This window comes from Blastomonas ursincola (genome assembly GCF_013607875.1).
GTDB lineage: Bacteria > Pseudomonadota > Alphaproteobacteria > Sphingomonadales > Sphingomonadaceae > Blastomonas > Blastomonas ursincola.
In genome coordinates, this window is the sequence record NZ_VDES01000001.1 from 809,472 (window position 1) to 830,046 (window position 20,575).

The 20,575-nt window shown below is 64.7% G+C and carries 15 protein-coding genes; 8 read left to right on the top strand and 7 right to left on the bottom strand.

The genetic code is table 11. The annotated features are described in order from the left end of the window. The first annotated feature begins 49 nt into the window (after window positions 1-49). The 4 genes from FG486_RS03895 to FG486_RS03910 all read left to right on the top strand — a co-directional run bounded on the left by FG486_RS03895 (window position 50) and on the right by FG486_RS03910 (window position 2,833). The gene (locus FG486_RS03895) at window positions 50-355 is read left to right on the top strand and encodes a hypothetical protein (RefSeq protein WP_181266499.1); all 306 of its coding nucleotides are present in this window, start codon (window positions 50-52) and stop codon (window positions 353-355) included. Window positions 356-424: 69 nt separating this feature from the next. Then, entirely contained in the window at window positions 425-1,168 is a 744-nt protein-coding gene (locus FG486_RS03900) for an ATP-binding protein (RefSeq protein ID WP_171007740.1), read from the top strand. Window positions 1,169-1,309: 141 nt separating this feature from the next. Further along, window positions 1,310-2,473, top strand: a complete 1,164-nt coding sequence (locus FG486_RS03905) for an extracellular catalytic domain type 1 short-chain-length polyhydroxyalkanoate depolymerase (RefSeq protein ID WP_181266500.1) — start codon at window positions 1,310-1,312, stop codon at window positions 2,471-2,473. A 96-nt stretch (window positions 2,474-2,569) separates the two neighbouring features. Then, on the top strand, window positions 2,570-2,833 hold the full coding sequence (locus FG486_RS03910; RefSeq protein WP_181266501.1) for a DksA/TraR family C4-type zinc finger protein: 264 nt from the start codon (window positions 2,570-2,572) through the stop codon (window positions 2,831-2,833). Between the two features lie 345 nt (window positions 2,834-3,178). Here FG486_RS03910 and FG486_RS03915 read toward each other — a convergent pair whose 3' ends face one another. From FG486_RS03915 to FG486_RS03925, 3 genes are read right to left on the bottom strand one after another with little or no spacing between them, the layout of a single operon-like run. Continuing rightward, a complete protein-coding gene (locus FG486_RS03915; protein ID WP_181266502.1) occupies window positions 3,179-4,471 on the bottom strand; it encodes an HlyD family type I secretion periplasmic adaptor subunit in 1,293 nt (430 codons plus the stop codon). 2 nt (window positions 4,472-4,473) lie between these two features. After that, window positions 4,474-6,165: a type I secretion system permease/ATPase gene (locus tag FG486_RS03920; protein WP_194249852.1), complete on the bottom strand. Its 1,692-nt coding sequence runs from the start codon at window positions 6,163-6,165 to the stop codon at window positions 4,474-4,476. Between the two features lie 47 nt (window positions 6,166-6,212). Further along, the gene (locus tag FG486_RS03925; protein WP_181266504.1) at window positions 6,213-7,613 is read right to left on the bottom strand and encodes a TolC family protein; all 1,401 of its coding nucleotides are present in this window, start codon (window positions 7,611-7,613) and stop codon (window positions 6,213-6,215) included. A gap of 263 nt (window positions 7,614-7,876) precedes the next feature. Here FG486_RS03925 and FG486_RS03930 point away from each other — a divergent pair, with 263 nt between their 5' ends. Continuing rightward, window positions 7,877-12,889, top strand: coding sequence for a Calx-beta domain-containing protein (locus FG486_RS03930; protein ID WP_181266505.1), 5,013 nt, complete (start codon window positions 7,877-7,879; stop codon window positions 12,887-12,889). A gap of 231 nt (window positions 12,890-13,120) precedes the next feature. On the opposite strand, the gene FG486_RS03935 is transcribed toward FG486_RS03930, so the two are convergent. Together FG486_RS03935 and FG486_RS03940 are read right to left on the bottom strand one after the other, a co-directional pair. Then, a complete protein-coding gene (locus FG486_RS03935; RefSeq protein ID WP_181266506.1) occupies window positions 13,121-13,753 on the bottom strand; it encodes a tyrosine-type recombinase/integrase in 633 nt (210 codons plus the stop codon). Window positions 13,754-14,113: 360 nt separating this feature from the next. After that, entirely contained in the window at window positions 14,114-14,386 is a 273-nt protein-coding gene (locus FG486_RS03940) for a protein usg (protein WP_066114524.1), read from the bottom strand. A gap of 281 nt (window positions 14,387-14,667) precedes the next feature. Between FG486_RS03940 and groES the strand changes: the two genes are divergently transcribed. From groES to FG486_RS03955, 3 genes are all read left to right on the top strand, one after another. Continuing rightward, on the top strand, window positions 14,668-14,982 hold the full coding sequence (gene groES, locus FG486_RS03945) for a co-chaperone GroES (protein ID WP_066282806.1): 315 nt from the start codon (window positions 14,668-14,670) through the stop codon (window positions 14,980-14,982). Between the two features lie 60 nt (window positions 14,983-15,042). Then, window positions 15,043-16,662, top strand: coding sequence for a chaperonin GroEL (gene groL / locus FG486_RS03950; RefSeq protein ID WP_181266507.1), 1,620 nt, complete (start codon window positions 15,043-15,045; stop codon window positions 16,660-16,662). A 364-nt stretch (window positions 16,663-17,026) separates the two neighbouring features. Further along, window positions 17,027-17,884: a hypothetical protein gene (locus FG486_RS03955; protein WP_206678365.1), complete on the top strand. Its 858-nt coding sequence runs from the start codon at window positions 17,027-17,029 to the stop codon at window positions 17,882-17,884. On the opposite strand, the gene FG486_RS03960 is transcribed toward FG486_RS03955, so the two are convergent. After that, window positions 17,778-19,124 (bottom strand): tetratricopeptide repeat protein, encoded by a 1,347-nt coding sequence (locus tag FG486_RS03960; protein WP_181266509.1) that lies wholly within the window; start codon window positions 19,122-19,124, stop codon window positions 17,778-17,780. The genes FG486_RS03955 and FG486_RS03960 overlap by 107 nt on opposite strands. A gap of 19 nt (window positions 19,125-19,143) precedes the next feature. Then, window positions 19,144-20,502 (bottom strand): hypothetical protein, encoded by a 1,359-nt coding sequence (locus FG486_RS03965; RefSeq protein WP_181266510.1) that lies wholly within the window; start codon window positions 20,500-20,502, stop codon window positions 19,144-19,146. Window positions 20,503-20,575: the final 73 nt, after the last annotated feature.

Consider the following 20,575-nt stretch of genomic DNA (forward strand, 5'->3'; position numbering starts at 1 on the left):
GCAGAGAGCATCAACGATCGCTCCCGCCTGGCTTTGCATCGGCCCAATCATGACCAATGTTCCAACTGACGCCGTGCCGCTCGTCCCCCACGAACCGCGTTCCGAACCGGATGCGCACGGCCAGGCGGCCCTGTTGCTTGCAGAGAGCATCCTCCACGCTCTGGTCGAGACAGAAACCCTGTCCGTCGCTGGCGCACTTTCGGTGATCGAGACGACTTGCGAGGTGAAGATCGAAGTTGCCGAGCAGGCTGGCGAGTCGCGTGGCCGGATGCAGGAATCGCTGAAGCTGCTGCAGGCGATTTCCGCCAGCTTTGCGGTCGATGCGGAGTTCAGGGAGAAATCACCTCCGGACTGATCTCGATCGCCCTTCCAAATGACGGCTTGTGCAATGCAGGCAAGCAAACCTCCAGGCTGGAGCATTCTGATGAATTTGACTCACATGAGCATATCCCCAGCGGTTGGTGAGAAGGCTGGCAAGGTCGCAATGGAAGAGATGATCTTGCGGCTGTTCGCCTCTGACCGATTGTCGCACAGCCAGGCCAGTTCCACGCCAATTGAACATGCTTCGCTATGGCGTGCCGATGCGGTTCATCGTGCCCGGAACATGGCGCAGTTGGCCGGATCGCTTGCCAACGTTGCCGAGCATCCATCACGCCGCTGGCTCCCTGACGAACTGCTCGTCAAGACGCGCAACCTGGCGCGAGCCTATGAGGCGCTGGGAACGGATTGCGGCAAGTCTGACCCGGTGCCTTGCGTACCGCTTCTGGCAACGATCGCGGTAGGCCTGGCCGAGATTTTCGGCACGGCGCGGGATATCGCGGTTTCTGTCGATGCCGACACGGTGGCGATGGTGCCCGATATGCGCCGCGCCCTGATCCTGATCTGCAGCGAGCTGATCATCAACGCACTCAAATATGGCTACCCCCATGGACAGGGAGGTACAATTCGCGTGGCGCTCAAGAACCGGGAGACAGGACTGTCGCTCATCGTCGAGAACGACGGAACCGACTTTCTCCCCGAGGTTGTCGCCCATGAAGGAAGCGCGCTTTTGAACAGGTTGAGCGCTGAGCTGGGCGCATCGCTGGAACGCGGAGTCGGTGAAAACGGGCATGGCTATCGGGTCGGTGCCAACGTCTTCGCACGCCCGGCGATGGGGTTGGCGGGTTAACGGCAGGCGACCGGGATAGATTCAAGACCTGGAATGGCGGCACAGCCAGCAACCTTTTGCGATATCGACCGTCATCTTGCTGCCTGATCTGACCGAGAATCAGACAGGCGCCCCATCCCACCATTAATGATTGCGAACGTCATGACAAAGATGAGGCCTGCCATGGCCGAAGCCTTGCGGCTTACCCGCGCGGGCAAGCTCGGTGCTGCCACACGGCTGATCCAGTCCACGCTGTCGGCATCGCCGCAGAGGCACGGGATGGCGCGGAGCGATGCCAGTGCCGCTAGCGCTGAAACCATGCTGCGCGGTTTGTCCGCCGCTCCGCTCGCGCTCCCGGCGCCCGGCACGAAGCGACAGCCGGACACCCGACCGAAAGCGCAGCCAAAGCCCGGCAAAGCCGCGCGGTCCCCCGTCGCGCCGGGCATCGGCAGCTTTGTCGAACACGAACCTGCCGGCCAGGCCGGTGCGCTCGGCTATGCGTTGTACCTGCCGGCGCGGCCTTCACGCGGGCTGCCGCTGGTGGTCATGCTGCACGGCTGCAGCCAGACGCCCGCCGACTTCGCCCGCGGAACGGGAATGAACCTGCTGGCCGAGGAACTGGGCTTCATCGTCGCCTATCCGGGCCAGCCCAGCTCGGCGAACATCGCGCGGTGCTGGAACTGGTTCAAACCTGGCGACCAGCAGCGCGATACGGGAGAGCCCGCCCAGATTGCGGCGCTCACCCGCCAGATCGTTGCAGAGCACGACGCAGACGCGAGCCGGGTCTATGTCGCCGGATTGTCGGCGGGCGGCGCAGCGGCTGCGATTCTGGCATCGGCCTATCCGGACGTCTATGCCGCCGTCGGCATCCACTCCGGACTGGCATGCGGTGCGGCCACGGACATGATGTCGGCTTTTTCGGCGATGCGGGACGGGTCCCGGCAGACGAAACACGGAAATCGGACCGGCCGTTTCGTTCCGGTGATCACCTTTCACGGAGACAGCGATTCCACCGTCCATGCGATCAACAGCACGCACATCGTTGCCCATGCGGCCGGCCAGGCCGATAGGCCGCTCACTATAACGCAGGACCGTGGCGACAAGCTGGCGGGGCGGACCTACACCCGCGCGAGGCACAGCACCGCCGATGGCGATGTCCAGATCGAGCAATGGACCGTCCATGGCGCCGGCCATGCCTGGTCGGGCGGCAACGCTGCCGGAAGCTACACCGATGCCAGCGGCCCTGATGCATCGCGCGCAATGGTAGCCTTTTTCCTTTCGCATTCGCTCTCGGTCAGCGCGGCCGAACCCGGAGTATCGGGATAACGGCGCCGTTCGGAACATGGCCCGAGCCTTGCCGCGAAATGCCAGCTGGAGCCGGTCGGCGGTCGGTGCGTAGACCGTTGATCAGGAGATGTTACGATGGCCAATGGCTGGGCGCGGGACGGCGCAATCCAGGATCAGATCGACGATACGGTCAAGGACGCCGTGCTCAACGCACGGGCCCGGTTGCCGGTTGGCGAAGGCTCGGAATATTGCGAGGTCTGCGGCGAGGACATCCCGGAGGCGCGGCGCGAAGCGCTGCCTGGCACCCGCACCTGCATAAATTGCCAGTCGAAACGCGACCGTCAGAGGCGCATCGCAGGGATCAACCGGCGAGGCAGCAAGGACAGCCAGTTGCGCTGATCGTGATATCTGCAGCGATAGGTATCGAACGAAGACAATGGTCAGGCAGCAACTGGCGCCCTCCGAAGGATGGCTGCTTTTTGGCGTAACCGGTCATCTAACGCAGCGCGTTGGATAGGCATGTTTGTCCCAAAATGCGACGTCTGCCTTGCGGCAGCAACCGATCCGGAACCAGCACTCCGCTCCCGGGGACATGCGACCCATAGTCTATGATTCAAGGCGGCTGTCACACTGCCCGCACTCGTCAAATGCTGCCCCAGAGCGGTCACCTGATTGCACTGTGAACGAGCGCATCTGGCAATGCTTGACGCCGATCAGCCTCCATTCTGCCGAGCTTGCAACAGCTTATTCGCGAAACGCCTCATCGGTTAGCCTCGTGATGGGGGTCAGGATGTAGCTCAGCACGCTGCGCTTGTCGCCGAGCAGGCTGACCGAGGCGACCATGCCCGAACCGATCGGGAGCTTCCTGCCGCTCTTGTCGGTCAGCGCGGCGGCGCTGGTCACGACACGGACGAGATAGAAGGATTCGCCGGTACGTTCGTCGATCACCGCATCGGGCGATATGCTGGCGACCTTACCCTCGAGCGAGCCGTAGATCGCGGAATCATAGGCGGTAACGTCTACCTTCGCGCGCTGGTTGATGTGGACGCTGCCGATATCCTGCGGGCGGATGCGCGCCTCGATCTGCAGCTGGTCTCGTAGCGGCACGAGCTCGACCAGTGGCTGGCCCGGCGCGACGCTGCCGCCAATGGTGGTCACCAGAACGCGGTTGATGCGACCGGCAACCGGTGCGCGCACGGTCGTGCGCAGCACCCGATCCGCCAGCGCCGGAGTGGAAGGAGTCCGCGCCGCAAGCTCGGCCTGGACGCCCGCCAATTCGGTTGCGGCCCGGGCGCGCCATTCCTGGCGGACGCGGTTAGCCTCGGCCGCCGCCTCCGATGCGGCAGCGCGCGCACGGCCCAGTGCCTCGGTCTGCGCCAGCGCTTCGCTTGCAGAAATGCGCGCGGCATTCTGCGCCTGAACCAGCGCCAAGCGCGGTTCGATGCCGCGCTCGACCAGCGGGCGGATCATCTCGAGCTGGCTCGCAGCTGCCTCGCGCGCCGACTGGCGGGCAGCGAGCATCGACTGCGATTCCAAGACGGCGCGGCTCGCCTGCGCCTGGCGCGCCCCGGCCCCGGCGAGCAGGCTGGCCAGCTCTGCCATGCGCGCGTCATGCAGCGCGCGCTCGATCCGCACTTGCGCCGCATCAGCTCCGGCGGGATAGACCGGCTCCCGGCCGTCCAGCTCAGCCTCCAGCCGCGCGATCTTCGCCGAGAGTGCAGCGGTGGCGGCGCTGTTGCTGCCCAATTCGGCGCGGGTCTGGGTCGGGTCGAGCTTGAGCAGCGCCTGGCCTGCCTTCACCTCCATGCCGCCGCGCACCAGGATCTGCGCGATCAGCCCGCCTTCGAGATTCGAGATCACCTGCAGCCGCGAGCTCGGCACCACCCGGCCTTCGCCACGAACGGTGCGGTCGATCTCAGTGAACGCCGCCCATAGGACGAACACCGCGATGAACGCCAGGATCGCCCAGAGCAGCAGGTTGGAGGCGCTGGCCGGGCGCAGCCGGTCGAGCCGGTGTTCGATTCTCGTATCGTCCATGCTTACACCGCGCGTACCGGTTGGACGGTGCCCGACGCCCCGGCAACCGCCCCCGCCTTGTTCAGCACCTCGTCGCGCGGGCCATCGGCGACGATCCGGCCGCCGTCCATGATGATGACGCGATCCACCAGCCGCAGCATCGGCGGGCGATGGGTGATGAGCAGCAACGTACGATCGGCCAGTTCGACCGCAAGCCGCTTGATGAGCCGCGCCTCGGTCTGCACGTCCATGGCGCTGGTCGGCTCGTCGAACACCAGCAGCGGCGGCGATCCGGTGAGCGCGCGCGCCATCGCAATCGCCTGACGCTGACCGCCTGACAGGCTCTCGCCTCGGTCGGCGAGCACAAGGTCATAGCCATTTGCCATCACCCCGATGAAATCGTGCGCGCCAGAGACCTGTGCCGCGCGCAGCATCTCGGCATCGTCGATGGTCTCGCGGCCCAGCACGATATTGTCGCGGATGCTGCCGCTCAGCAGCACGCTCTCCTGCAGCGCCACGCCGATCCGCGCGCGATAGGCGGCGGGGTCGATCTGCTTCATGTCGGTGCCATCGATCAGCACCAGCCCGTCGGCAGGCGCGTAAAGCCCCATGATCATTCGCGCGATGGTCGACTTGCCCGATCCCATGCGGCCCAGGATCGCGACCTTCTCCCCCGGGCGGATGCGCAACGACACATCGCTCAGCGCCGCCTCGGCCTGGCCGGGATAGCGGAAGCTGACCTTGCGCAGCTCTATCTGTCCGGTCACCCTGGGCACGATCGCCGTCTGTGCCGGACCCTCGGGCGGATGCTCGAGCAAGCCGTTAATTTGGGCATAGGCGGTTCGCGCCTGGGTCAGCCGCGTCATCAGCTGCGCGATCTGGCCTAGCGGCGCGACCGCGCGGCCCGCGAGGATCGAACAGGCGATCAGTCCGCCCATGGTCAGGTTCTGGCTGGCGATCATACCCACCCCCGCGACGACCACACCGGCATAGGAAATGGTGTTGGCGATCACTGCGATATTGACCGCGAAGGTCGAGACCAGCCGCTGATTAAGCGATATCTGCGAGTGCTTTTCCATCGCCGCCTGCCAGCGCGCGTTCAGCAGCGGCGCGGCGTTATTCGCCTTGACCGTCTCCAGACCGCCGATCGCCTCGACCAGTACAGCCTGCTTGAGCTGCGCCTGCTGCATGGCGCGCGCCGAGAGCCGGTCGAGCGCGGGTTGGGCGAGCAGCGAGACGATGATCACCAGCGGCACCATCAGAAGTGGCACGAAGACCAGCGGTCCTCCGATGATCGCGATGACAGCAAGCGTCACCAGGATGAACGGCAGGTCCACCAGCGCGGTCAGCGTCATCGAGGCAAAGAAGTCGCGCAGGCTTTCGAGCTCGCGCATCATCGCGGCGAGCGATCCGGTCGAGCCTGAGCGTACGTCCATGCGGATCGCGAGCAGCCGCCGGAACACAGTATCGCCGATCTCCTCGTCGATTCTCGCGCCGGCGATATCGGCGAAATAGGCGCGCAGGTTCCGCAGCACGAAATCGAAGATCACCACGATCGCAAGGCCGATGGTCAGCGCGATCAGCGAGGACGTCGCATTGTTCGGCAGCACGCGGTCATAGACCGTCATCGTGAACAAGGAGGTGACGATGCCGAACAGGTTGATCACCGTCGCGGCGAGCGCAACCTTGGCATAGATCGCGCGGTTGCGCTGCATCGGCTCGGTCAGCCAGCGGGCAAAGCGCGGCGGGCGTTCGACGATAGTCACCGGACGGCCTCCCAGGTGGTCGGCGAGAGCCGGTCCAGCCCCAGGGCCGGGAGCAACCCGCCGGTGCGCGCGAGCAGCACGTAGCGCGCAAGGTCGAGATCGACAATCCCCTGGATATAGGCGGTCGCGGTGGTGAAGAACGCATCCTCGGCGCTCAGCACGTCGAACAGCGATCCGCGCGCGACGCGGAACCGCTCGGTCAGCACATCGCGCGATATGCGCGCGGCAACGTAATTGTTGCGCAGCGCGACCAGTTGCTCCTCGAGCGCGCGGACGTCCGAGGCAGCGATGCTCGCCTCGCGCAGCGCCTCGTCGCGCACCCGGTCGGCTCGGGCACCATCCGCCATTGCGCGCGCGGCGGCCTGGTCGGCGCGGGCATCGCCGCCGCCGAACAGCCGCAGCCGCACGTTGAGCCGCGCGCGCACGTCATAGTCGATATCGGTCTCGAACACGCCATAGCGCCCCGCATCGACGCTGGCCGAGATGGTGGGGAGCAGGTCGGCGCGCAGCGCCTCGGCATCGCGGCGAGAGGCCTTGGCTTCGGCCTCGACCGCGCGCACGGCGGGCGTCGTTTCGATTGCCTGGGCGATGCTTTCGGCATCGGGAACGCGGATCGGCAGCGGCAATGGCGCGCGTTCGATCCGCTCGGGGGGAGGGCCGAGCAGTTCGGCAAAGCGCGCGATCGCCCCGGCCTCGGCCCTGCGGAAACCAGCGAGCCGTGCGCGCGCCGCCGCGATCGTCCCGTCGATGCGGATACGGTCGGCGCGGGCCGACACCCCTTGCGCGATGCGCTGATCGATCGCCTCGCCGAGCGAGACGTGGCTGGCGTCGAGCGCCTCGCCCAAAGCCACCAGCGTGCGCGCGGCGAACAGATCGTACCAGGCGGAAATCGCGCGCAGGCCGACATCCTCGGCCACGCCGGTAAAGCGCGCCTCGCTGCTCGTCACGCGCTCCTCGGCTGCGGCAATTCGGTCGCCGCTGGCGCCGAAATCGATCAGCGGCTGGGTGAGCGAGATCAGCGCGTCGGTTCGCTGGCGCGCGCGCGAGCGTTCGATGATGTTCTGCGGATCGTTGGAGAATTCGCGGCTGAGCGTGCGGAAGCTGGAGATGGAGAGTTCGCCTGCGGGCAATTGACCGGTCTTGGCCAGCCTGCGCCCGGCCACGGCTTCCAGATTGCGGGCCTCGGCCTCGGCAATCGCCGGGCTTTCCGTGGCGGCCTCCTGCAGGCGCTGCTTGAACGCAGCCAGCCCGCCATCCTGCCGCTCGAGCGCGAGCAGCGGATCCGAATCCATGTCGATCGCGAGCGGATCCGATTCGGGGATAGGCAGCGCTGTCGGCTGGGCACAGGCTGGCTGTCCGGTCAGAACCAGCCCGATCAGCCCTGATGCCAGAAACACGCGCAATGCAAACCCTCGCAGCTTGAGGTCGTACGGAGCCAGGGTGCCGCCGACTAGTGGGGCGCGTTGGCGCAATTCGATGGCGATTTCATGACAACCAGGAAATGTCCTAAAAAGGGACAGGCGACAGCGTTCGTCCACAGAAATTTCGCCTATCTCATTAGATTTTCACGGAAGCGTCATGCAGGTTCTCTAGGCCAGCGCGGCCTCGGGGGCTCACCCCCGCAAAAGGGCGCGCCTGCCCGCCAGAAGAGGAAACATCCATGCCCAGCCTGACCACCCTTGGCACCGCCTTGAACCAGAATTTTGACACGCTGGCGAATTCCGGCACCAGCAGCGCGCTGCCCAGCGGCTGGTTCATCAGCGAATCGGGCACCAGCGCGACGGTGAACGGCCAATATGCGGCCGGGAATGGCTCGGGCAATGCCGGGGATACCTATAGCTTTGGAGCCGCCGGCAGCACGGACCGCGCGCTGGGTTCGCTGCGCAGCGGCACCAACGCCCCCACCATCGGCGCGCAGTTCACCAACGACACCGGCGCCGTCATTTCCTCGCTGCAGTTCGCCTATACCGGCGAACAGTGGCGTCTGGGCACCGCAGGCCGGGCCGACCGGCTCGATTTCCAGATCAGCTTCGACGCAACCAGCCTGACCACCGGGACCTGGATCGACGTCAATGCGCTCGACTTCAGCTCGCCGGTCACGGCAGGAGCGCTTGGCGCGCTCGACGGCAACGCGGCGGCCAATCGCACCGCCGTTTCTGCCACCTACGACATTCTGGCCGGCATTCCCGCCGGTGCCACCTTCTGGATCCGCTGGGTGGATTCGGACGCCACCGGTGCCGATGACGGTCTTGGCATCGACGATTTCTCGATCACCCCGATCGGCCAGGCAGCCAATCCGGGCACATTCTCCGTCGCATCGGCATCGGCCAGCGAAGAGCAAGGCTTTGTCGACCTGCTGGTCACCCGCACCGGTGGCAGCAGCGGCGCGGCGACGGTGAGCTATACGCTTGCTGGTGTCACTGCGACTGCCGGGGCCGATTTCAACGCCACGGCCGGCACCATCAGCTTCGCCGATGGCGAAACCCAGCGCGCAATCCGCGTGGCGGTCACCAATGATTCGCTGTTCGAAGGCGACGAGACCTTCGAGGTCACGCTGACCAGAACCACCGCTGGATCTATCGGAACTGCCACGGCTACCGGCACGATCATCAATGACGATGCCTCGCCGCAGCCGGCCACGCTCTCGATCGCCAATGCAAGTGTCACCGAAGGCAATAGCGGCACCACCCAGATCCGTTTCGAAGTGACCCGCACCGGCAGCGGCAGCGGCGAGGCATCGGCGAATTACACGGTCAATTTCGGCAATGCCGATGCCGCCGACTTCGTATCGGGCAGCGCCTTTGTCGGCCGCGTCACGCTGGTTGATGGCGAGTGGGTCGACGTGATCACGCTCGATGTTCTGGGCGACACCGTGGTCGAGCCCGACGAGACCTTCACCATCACCCTGTCGAACGCCAATATGGGCACCCAGATCGGCACCGCGACCGCGACCGGCACCATCGCTAACGACGATATCGCGCCCGCGCCGATCGCCAATGTGTTCGTGAACGAGCTTCACTATGACAACGCCGGTGGCGATGTAAACGAGGCCATCGAGGTTGCGGGCGTCGCCGGCACCAACCTCGCTGGCTGGCGCATCGTGCTGTACAATGGCAATGGCGGTGTCGCCTATGCGGCGACGGGCGGATCAGCGAACGGCATCGCACTGAGCGGCATTATTCCGGACCAGAGCAACGGCTTTGGCACGCTGTCCTTCCCCGCACCGGGAATCCAGAACGGCGCTCCGGACGGGTTTGCCCTGGTCGACAATCTGGGCCGTGTCGTTCAGTTCCTGTCCTACGAGGGCACGTTCACCGCAACCAACGGCCCAGCTGCCGGGCTCACCAGCACCGATATCGGCGTGGCACAGGATGGCGATGCTATCGGCACGTCGCTTCAGCTGACCGGAACGGGGTCGAGCTACGAGGACTTCGTCTGGGCGCCTGCGCAGACGAGCACCAATGCGGCTGCCAACACCGGCCAGAGCTTCCTCTCGCCCAATGCCCCCGGTGAATTGCGCATCCTCGACACGTCGGTGGTCGAGGGCGATGCGGGCACCCGGAACCTCGTCTTCACCGTGCGCCGCGCCGGGGCCAGCGGCCTCACCACGACGGTCGATTACACGATCAACCTCGACGGCACCGCGAATGCTGCGGACCTCGGCAGCGGTGCCGTGCTCTCGGGCACGCTGACCTTCGCGCCCGGCGTCAGCAGCCAGCAGATCGTCGTCCCCATCCAGGGCGACACACTGGCTGAACTGAACGAAACGCTGAGCGTGACGCTGGCCAATGCCAGCAACGCGACGATCATCGATGGCAGCGCCACCGGCACGATCACCAACGACGATCCGGTGGACCTCGCGATCTACACCATCCAGGGCCTCGGCCATCGTTCCGAATATGTCGGCCAGACGGTCATCACGCGCGGTATCGTTACCGCAGTCGATGCCAATGGCTATTATCTGCAGGACGCAGCTGGCGACGGCGATGCCCGCACCTCGGATGCGGTGTTCGTGTCCACCAACGGCGCGCCGGGCCGCAGCGTCGGCGATTCGGTCGAGGTGCGCGGCACGGTCGCCGAATTCCTGCCCGGCAACAACACCACCAACCTCACCATCACCCAGATCAACCAGTCGGCGGCGACGCTCATTTCGACCGGCAACGCGCTGCCCGCCGCGACGCTGATCGGCACGGGCGCCGGCGGCGTGCTGCCCCCGAGCGCGGTTTTCGATGACGACAATTTCCAGACCTATGACCCGCAGAACGACGCCGCCGATTTCTACGAATCGCTCGAAGGCATGCGCGTGACCATCGAAGCGCCGCTGGTGACGGGCAACACCAACGAGTTCGGCGAGACCTTCGTCGTTGCCTCGGGCGGTACCGGGGCAACCGGCGTCAACAGCCGTGGCGGCATCACCATCTCGGGCGATGCCAACAATGTCGACGACTATAATCCGGAACGGATCCAGATCGACGACAATGCCAACCTTTTTGCCGGCTTCCGCCCCGATTACACGCAGGGCGACGTGCTTTCGAACGTCACGGGCATCATCAGCTACAATTTCCAGACCTACGAACTGCAGGTCACCGAGGCGGTGACCGTGACCACCGATGCCGGTCCGCTCACACGCGAGACGACTACTCTGTTCAGCACGCCCGACCGGCTGACCATTGCCACCTACAATGTCGAAAATCTCGACCCCAGCGATGGGGCGGTAAAGTTCAACCTGCTCGCCAGTGACATCGTGTTCAACCTGCGTGCGCCGGACATCATCGCGCTGCAGGAAATCCAGGATGCCGATGGCGCGGGCAGCGGATCGAACCTTTCGGGCACCGTCACCGCCAATCTGATCATCGAGGCGATCAACGCCGCCGGTGGTCCGCAATATGCCTATGTCGAAGTCGCCCCGAGCGCGCCCAACACCACAGGGGGCGAGCCCAATGGCAACATCCGCAACGGCTATCTCTATCAGGTCAACCGCGTCGATTATGTCGAGGGCAGCGCCACGCTGGTGCCCGGTGCGGCATTCAACAACAGCCGCTCACCGCTGGCCGCGACCTTCACCTTCAATGAACAGACGATCACCGCGATCAACGTCCATTCGACCTCGCGCGGCGGCAGCAGCCCGCTGTTCGGCGCCCAGCAGCCGCCAGTGAATGCCGGGGAAGGCGCGCGGATTGCCCAGTCCGAGGCAATTCGCGCCTATGTGACCAATATCCTCAGCAACAATCCCGGCGCGAACATCGCCGTGCTGGGCGATTTCAACGGCTTCTATTTCGAAGAGTCGCTCGAACTGCTCGAGCAAGGCGGCATCCTGTCCAATATCCTGCGCGAGCTGCCCGAGGCAGAGCGCTACACCTATTATTTCGGCGGCAACGCCCAGGCGCTCGACAATTTTCTGGTGACGCCGGGACTGCTGGAAAACATCATCGTCGATGCCGTGCACATCAATTCCGAACAGGCCGCAGGCCCGAACCGCGTGTCCGATCACGATCCGCTGCTCGCCTCCTTCCTTCTGCCGCTGCCTAATGCAGCACCGACCAATCTGGTGCTCGGCAATGCCAGCGTGGCAGAGAACAGCGCCGCCGGAACGGTCGTCGGCACGCTCAGCGCCACCGACCGCGCCAGCGATACGCTGCTCTATGAGCTGGTCGACAATGCCGGCGGCCGCTTCGTCGTCGACGCGGTGACAGGCGTCATCACCACCACCGCCGCCTTCGATTTTGAGGCAACCCCTTCCCTCGCGATCACTGCCAAGGTCACCGATCAGGGCGGCCTCAGCACCGAAAAGGCGTTCACCATCGGTGTCACCGACGTCAACGAAGCGCCGGTGGCGGCCAACGATACGGTCTCGGTCAACGAGGATGGAACCACCGACAATCTGTGGTCGCTGCTGCTGGGCAATGACACCGATCACGATGCTGGCAGCACGCTGACCATCTCGGCGGTCAATGACAGCCAAACCTTGGGCACCCTCGTCTTCGACCCCGTATCGAAGAGCCTGCGCTATGTCGCCGACGATGACAGCTTCGACGCGCTGGCTCCCGGCGAGGTCGTCACCGACCGCTTCACCTATACCGTGCGCGATGCTGGCGGCCTCACCAGCACCGCAACGGTCGAGGTTCGGGTCACCGGCATCGCCGATGGCGTGACCCGCTATGGCTCGATCTTCTCCGACATGCTCAACGGCACGGCAGGCGAAGACACGCTCTACGGCCTGACCGGCAATGACACGCTCAACGGTCTTGGCGGGCATGACGAACTGTGGGGCGGCATCGGCAACGACAGGCTGTTCGGCGGCGAAGGCAATGACCAGCTCTCGGGCGGTCTGGGCAACGACCTGCTCGACGGCGGCACGGGAGATGACCGGCTGTCGGGCGATGGCGGCAACGACACGCTGACCGGCGGCGCAGGACGTGACAGCTTCTCGTTCAGCTTCCTCGCGGGCAACGATACCATCATGGACTTCAACACGGCGGAAGATTCGATCCTGCTCGACAGCGGTGTCGACATTGTGCGCACCCGCGTGCGCGACGTGAACCGCGATGGCGTGAACGATCTCGAACTGACATTGTCGTTCGGCGGGTCGGTGACACTGCTGGGCGTGAGCGATTTCAACGCTGTGAATGTGAGCCAGGAGAAGCTGCCCTTCTTCACCGAAACGCTGTTCTGACGAAACCGATGGCCGGGTGGGCAGACCATGCCCTCCCGGCACATTGCCCTGATGTGCTTCTGCTGCAGGTCTCTATTCTGACGTTCGATCTATTCTGGCTGGGTGATTTGCTGATGTTGGCAGCGACGCCCGCTTTTGGCGTCACGGGTCATGCGAGGGTGTGCTTTGGACAGGCGGGTTTGTCCCAAGGCCGTATGGCCAGCTCCCCGCCGGCGACGAGGAGCTGATCATTCAAATTTCTGTGTTTTCGGCAAGGGCTAGTGCGTCTTCCACGTCGATCCCGAGATAGCGTACGGTATTCTCGATCTTGCAGTGACCGAGAAGGATCTGGACAGCGCGCAGGTTGCCGGTCGCCCTGTAGATTATCGACGCCTTTGTGCGCCGAAGCGAATGAGTACCGTACTCGCTTCGCATCAGGCCGACCGCCGTAACCCAATCATCTACAAGCCGCTCATACTGGCGCGTGCTGAGATGACGATCACGATCGACGCGGCTCGGAAACACATAGTCTTCGACCGTACCGCCTCGGCGTTCGAGCCATGTCAGCAAACTCGCTCGTGCGTCCGCAAGCAATTCGAACTGAACCGGGCGACTTGTTTTCTGCTGCATTACGATTGCGCGCGTCCGGATCTGTCCGCCGCTCACGATGTCTCCAATTTTCATCCTTACCAAGTCGCAGCCGCGAAGCTTGCTATCGATCGCGAGGTCAAGCAGTGCACGATCTCGCAGGCGACGGTTCTGATTGAGGTAGAACCGGATCTGCCATATTTGCTTTGGCTTTAGTGCACGCTTCGCACCGACGGTTCGTCCGGCATTCCAGACCTGACGTTTGGTCGCAACGGTCTGAGATTCAGTCATTTCCATGGTCATTCTCCTATGGCCGGGTTGGCCATTTGAAGAACGGTCCATAGGCGGGAGGGTGTAGACCCAGTCGGGCCCGTACCGACCCAACCTCGGTCACTCCCGGCCGCTGCGGTCAATGTCTGGTTTCGCCAGAAGTAGTCGTTGAGGTTTCTCGGTCGCGCGTCGACCCCGCTCGTGACCGTCGCCGAGTGGGCAGCAGTTCGTCCCCCGTCTGGAAGCCACTTCCGTGAAAGCGGACGGACCAATTTGTCATCTAATGCTGGTTACGTGACCAAAGCCTGCAGCATCGCCTTCTCGATTGGCGAGAAGTCGTCGGCTGGGCGTCCGATGCTGGCCCTGCACCGCATCGGTTCGCTGCCGTTATTGAATGCAGCGGACAGCGTCGGTTGGTCTCCAGGTGCGCGGCCCCATATTGCGGTCGTTGGCGATGGTCACCGAATGCAGGACCGCCTCGATATCGCGCCGCCACGTATCGAGAAAGCGGCGCAGCCCGGGATATTCGGGTGCTTCGTCATATTGCTGCCAGACGAACAGCTGCAGCAGCGAGGGATGATCGGGCAGATAATAGGCGATCTCCACGGTCGTCAGGCTGTAGCCCAGAAGCTGCAACCGAAAATCCTGATCTCCTGCCATGATGCGTTCTCCCGATGCTGATCAGATGGCCTTTGCGAATAGGGACGAAAATCGTGGGCATATTTCTTTCGAACAGCGGGCCGTGTCAAGGACGCTTGCAGCGCAAATCCCTTCTATCCCATTGATATGATGTAATTTGCTGGCACTCGCTCGCGGCGAGTGCTGAAATTTTGAGCGGCCCTCTTGAACTGCCCGGACAGGCTTACAATTTTGCCGCTCGCCTCCTGCTGGAGTCTCCGGGGGAGGCTTTCCATCAACGTTTTTGCAATTGGAGGTTATGCATGCATTTCCGTCCCTTGCACGATCGCGTGCTGGTTCGCCGTATCGAGGCCGATGAGAAGACGGCCGGCGGCATCATCATTCCCGACACTGCCAAGGAAAAGCCGCAGGAAGGCGAAGTGGTCGCCACCGGCCCGGGCAGCCGTACCGACAAGGGCGAGCTGATCGCGCTGGCGGTCAAGCCGGGCGATCGCATCCTGTTCGGCAAATGGTCGGGCACCGAGGTCAAGATCGACGGCGAGGATCTGCTCATCATGAAGGAGAGCGACATCCTGGGCGTGGTCGAGACCGTGGCCGAGCTGAAACAGGCGGCCTGACCTTTCCCGTCGTCATTTCCATTTGTTCAACCGAAATCTGGAAAAAGGAGGTAGGCCATCATGGCTGCCAAGGAAGTAGTGTTCGCAGAAGACGCACGCGCCCGGATGCTGCGCGGCGTCGATATCCTGGCCAATGCGGTCAAGGTAACCCTGGGTCCCAAGGGCCGCAATGTGGTGATCGAAAAGAGCTTCGGCGCGCCGCGCATCACCAAGGACGGCGTGACCGTCGCCAAGGAAATCGAGCTCAAGGACAAGTTCGAGAACATGGGCGCGCAGATGCTGCGCGAGGTCGCCAGCAAGCAGAATGACAAGGCCGGCGACGGCACCACCACCGCCACCGTGCTGGCCCAGGCCATCGTGCGCGAGGGCGCCAAGGCCGTCGGTGCGGGCATGAACCCGATGGACCTCAAGCGCGGCATCGACCTGGCGGTCAGGACCGTGGTCGCCGATCTCGAATCGCATGCCAAGAAGGTTGTATCGAACAGCGAGATCGCGCAGGTCGCGACCATCTCGGCCAATGGCGATCAGGAGGTCGGCCGTATCCTCGCCGAAGCCATGGACAAGGTCGGCAATGAAGGCGTGATCACGGTCGAGGAAGCCAAGAGCCTCGAGACCGAACTCGAGACCGTCGAGGGCATGCAGTTCGATCGCGGCTATCTCTCGCCCTATTTCGTGACCAATGCCGAAAAGCTGCGGGTCGAGCTGGAAGAGCCCTATATCCTCATCCACGAGAAGAAGCTGTCCAACCTCGCACCGATGATCCCGCTGCTCGAACAGGTGGTGCAGTCGGGCCGTCCGCTGCTGATCGTCGCCGAGGATGTCGAAGGTGAGGCGCTGGCGACGCTGGTGGTCAACCGGCTGCGCGGTGGCCTCAAGGTCGCGGCCGTGAAGGCGCCCGGCTTCGGCGATCGTCGCAAGGCGATGCTCGAGGATATCGCCATCCTCACCGGCGGCAATGTGGTCAGCGAAGAGCTCGGCACCAAGCTGGAGAATGTCACCATCCCGATGCTCGGCCGCGCCAAGAAGGTCATCATCGACAAGGACAACACGACGATCGTCGACGGCGCCGGACAGCGCAGCGACATCGACGGCCGCGTGGCGCAGATCCGCGCGCAGATCGAGACCACGACCAGCGACTATGATCGCGAGAAGCTGCAGGAGCGCGTCGCCAAGCTCGCTGGCGGCGTGGCGGTGATCCGCGTTGGCGGCGCGACTGAGGTCGAGGTCAAGGAGAAGAAGGACCGGGTGGACGACGCGCTCCACGCGACGCGTGCTGCGGTCGAGGAAGGCATCCTGCCCGGCGGCGGCATCGCGCTGCTGCGCGCCATCAAGTCGCTCGAAGGGCTGAAGGCTGCCAATGACGACCAGCAGTCGGGCATCGACATCGTCCGCCGGGCTTTGCGCGCGCCTGCCCGCCAGATTGCGGAGAACGCGGGCGAGGACGGCGCGTTCATCGTCGGCAAGCTGCTCGAGGCCAACGAATATTCGCGCGGCTTTAACGCAGCCACCGGCACCTATGAGGATATGGTGGCAGCGGGCGTGATCGATCCGGCCAAGGTCGTGCGCACCGCGCTGCAGGATGCGGCGTCCGTAGCGGGCCTGCTGATCACGACCGAAGCGATCGTGACCGAAGCGCCGAAGGAAGACCGGGCTGCGGCCACGCCGCCGATGGACTTCTGATCTGATGCACATGATGGGTTGGGGGCAGCGCCCAGTCTGCTCCCGACCCACTTCAAGTCATAACGCCACGCCACACGAACAGGCGCTGAACGTCGGCTTCCGGCAAGAGCTGACGCTGAGCCTGTGGCATCGGAACGACGGGTTTGTCCCAGTTCAAGCCATTCAGATCCTTCGGGCACCCGCAATCCAGCGAGAGGGCCCTGGGTCGCGTTTGGGGCAATCACTGGACATCGTGCCGCCCCCTATCGGCATGGGCCAAAGGCTCGAGGTCCGATGGTGTTTGGCCTGAGCGGCGTCAGACAGGATCGCGCGGCCGTCTGCGCACGCCTCGACATTCCGCCCTGGTTGGATCAGTGTCGATCGCATGACCCGCATGGTGCACGCCCCAAGACCGTCCATCTCCTTCATGCCCTGGCTGATCGCGGCGCTCGCTTCGCTTGTGGCTCCGCTGCTGGCGATGCAGGCGCTGCTCGGATCGCCATCGCGGACGCCATGGGTGCTGGCGGCAGGACCGATGCTCGCGCTGGGGCTGATGGGGGCTGGGATGATTACCTCCGCTGCAGCCGGGCGTTTCCGGATCGGCGTGCTGATGGCCTTGCTGGCTGCGATCTGCCTTGTGCTTGCAGAGCACATGCAGGGAATGCCATCGCTGCCCCATCCGGTTGCCATGAGCCTTGCCTTTGTCGCCGCGAGCGTCAGTTTTGCGGCGCGGGGCAAGCTGTTCGCCCGTAGCGCAGGCGACAAGGGCTGGTGGATCGCGATCTTCGTGGTCGCTGGCGAAGCTGCGATGCTTGGCACGGCGGCGGCCATGCCGGGGGCTCTGCCGGACTGGCTGCTGGTGCTGCTGCCGGCGCAATGGGCCAGCATGGCGATCCAGACGGCGCTGACAGGTGCCGGAACGATTGCAGCGGGCTCCGCGCTGGTCGCGCTGGCAGGCACGGCAGCAGTGACGTTGCTGGTCGCGCGGCTGCTGCCCCGGCGCTGGCCCTATGCGCTGATGTTTTCAGCCTGGTTGGGCCTGTCCGCGCTGGTGTGGCATTACCCGCCGCCAGCCCCCTCGCACGCAGACCTGGGCGGCATCGATACCGCGTCAGCCGACATCGGAACACCAGCCGCTAGCGCGGCTTCCGCACCGGAGGCGGACAGGCCGCATGCAGCTGTCGCAGCGCCGACCAGACCGGCAGCGAAAGCTGCGCCGCATCGTCCACGGTCAGCGCAGTGATCTGCCAGCCATCGTTCGTGGGGCCGAGCTCCAGCGCGCTGCTGTTGCGGACCGCCAGCGCGGTCGGCGGACGGAGATCGATGATGCGGCTGGCGGGCATATAGCCATAGGCATCGTCGCTGGCGCCGAGCTGGTCCGACAGCGACACCACCAGCTCGCAGCCCGATGCGGCATATTGCACGGCCGATACCTTGCGCCGCGACCAGAAGCGATAGTTGCTGGTCCCCTTGACCTGCCGAGCGCCCATGAAGAAACCAAGCTTGCCCTCGCGCGCTAGCCGCGAGAGATAGGCGACCCTGCCGACGGGCGATGCTGCAGTTTTCAGCATATCGGCCTGGTTCGCACCGATGATGTCGGACAGGCGCAGCAGGAATTGCGGGTCCTCCAGCAACGCGGCCATGCCCGATAGCGCAGCGAGGAAATCGAGATCGACGAGATTGCGGCGCGCAAGCTCCTTGAGCGAGGCTTCCAGTTCCTCTGCCGATCCCGAGGCCGCCGCAAGCTGCGCCTGGGTGCGGTAGATTTCGGGATAGGCGGGATCGGCAGCGGCGGCGGCGCTGAGCGCCGGGCGCGCTTCCGCCAGGGGCAAGCCGGCCGCTTCCTTGACCTTGGCTGTCGCGATCTGGCGCAGCACAGGCTGCAGTTTCCCAAGCTCTGCCTCCGCGCTGTCGGCTGCGGGACTGCCGGGCAGCGATTCGCGCACCTGTCGCAGCACGCGCGCTGCATCGACCGGCTGGTTCAGGCGCCCGGCATAAAGCTCGGCAGCCTTGAGCGCATAATCCGGTGCGTTGCGCCCGGCCGCCCAGCCCTCCTCGTACAGCCTCGCAGCCTTGCCGATCAGCCCTTCGGCCAATGCCGCATCGGCTGCGCCGACATTCTGGTTGCCCGTTTTCAGCGAGCGGATGGTGAAGACCAGCTTCTCGACCGCCGCTCGCGCGCTGGCGGGCGCCTGCGCCAGCGCCTGATTGGCCTGCGTTTCCGCCGCGTCATATTGCTGCAGCCCCATATAGGCCATGGCGACATAATAGCTGGCGCGATAATCGGCCGGGTCGACGCGCAGCGCGTCCTTGGCGACCGCGAGCGCTTCGATATAGCGATCTTCGGACAGGAGCTGTTTAGATGCCTCGATCTGGACGTCGTTCGCCCCCTGCAGCGCCAGCGCAGGCGCAGCCAAGCCCCATCCGGCGACGGCGAGCAGCAGCACCGGAGCCGTGCTGGCGGCGAGGCGCCTGCGCATCATGCAAAGTCCCTTCATCCGGTCAGCTGCCAGATCCGGGCGTATTGGCGAGTTGCTGCTCGCGCGCCTGAGCCTCGGCCTGGCGACGCGCCTCTTCCTGCTGGCGCTCGAGCGCCGCCGCGGCCTCCTGCTGGCGCTTCAGCTCCAGCGCTGCAGCCAGCCTGGGTTCGACCTGTGCCAGGGCGCGGTCGAGCTTCGCGAGTTCCTGGCTGGCCGAGCTGTTGTATCCGGGAGCGGTCCCGATGATGAGGCTGCTCGCCCGCGCGATGAATTCCGCGACGCGTGGCAGGATCTCGCCGAAACCGGCGGCATCATATTTGCCCATGCGGAAGGTATAGCCTGCCCCGGCAATGCTCGGGCCGTCGCTGCCGCGTCCCATCAGGGTGGTAAGGATGTTGAGATAGCCCGCGAGGCCGAATGCCGTGATCCTGGATGCGACCTCGTTCGCGGTGGACTGCACGCTCGCGGTCTGTCGCTGCGCGGTGTTGTCGTTGTTGGTCAGGCCCGTCGCCATCCGCGCGCGATCGTCGGCATGGCGGTCCTCGCATTTGGCCAGCGCATCGCTCCAGGTGCGGGCATCGGCGATACAGGCCTGCAAGGCCGGGATGGTCTGGGCGGTACCGGCATCCCTGATGACCGCATCGATCTGGCGGCTGATCACGGTGCGCTGCTGGACGTAATCCTGCGCATCGAAGGCAAACTCCTGGCGGATGATGCCGCGTTCCATGCTGGTGGCCGTACGCCACAGCCCCATGCCCTCGAACAGCTGGCTGCGGATCGCATCGATATCGGGCGACAGCTTGGCGAGCTTGGCCTTGGCATCGCGCAGCTGCTGCGCCAGCCGGTCGATACCCTGTTGCAGTTCGCGCTCCTTGGCGGCGATCTGCTCGGGCGTAGGCTTGATGATCGACTGGCCCGAATGCGGGAACTGCTCACCCTTGGAGATGATGTCGGACTTGGTGCGCCCGCAGCCCGAGCAGAACAGGCCCTGGCGATATTCGTCGAGGATCGCCTCCTTGTTGCGGATGGCTTCGTTGAGCTTGTCGGTCAGCTGCTTCTCTTCGGTCTGCAGCTTGCCGATCTGATCGGCCGTAGCCCCATAGGCCCGCACCAGCGACAGGATGGCGCTGGTTACGCTGCTCGCCATGTCGCGGGCATATTCGGGGCCCTTCCAGTCGGGCGGACGGTTCGAGCGGGTGGCCAGCGCCTCGGTGCCGACGCGGCTGCTGCGCAGGCGGGTCGGGTCGAGCAGATCCTGCGCTGAGGCCAGGTTCGCCCCCATGGCCGGGAGCGCGACCAAGCCGGCCACGACGGCACGACGATCAATGGAGCCCCGGTCTTCATGGCAGCACGGGCACTGCGTGCCGTGTCGATCGTCCATCGCACACCCCTTTGCGATCTTGCGGTTATGTTGACGACCCTTTTTGCCATGGATAATGAAATCGCACCGCCAT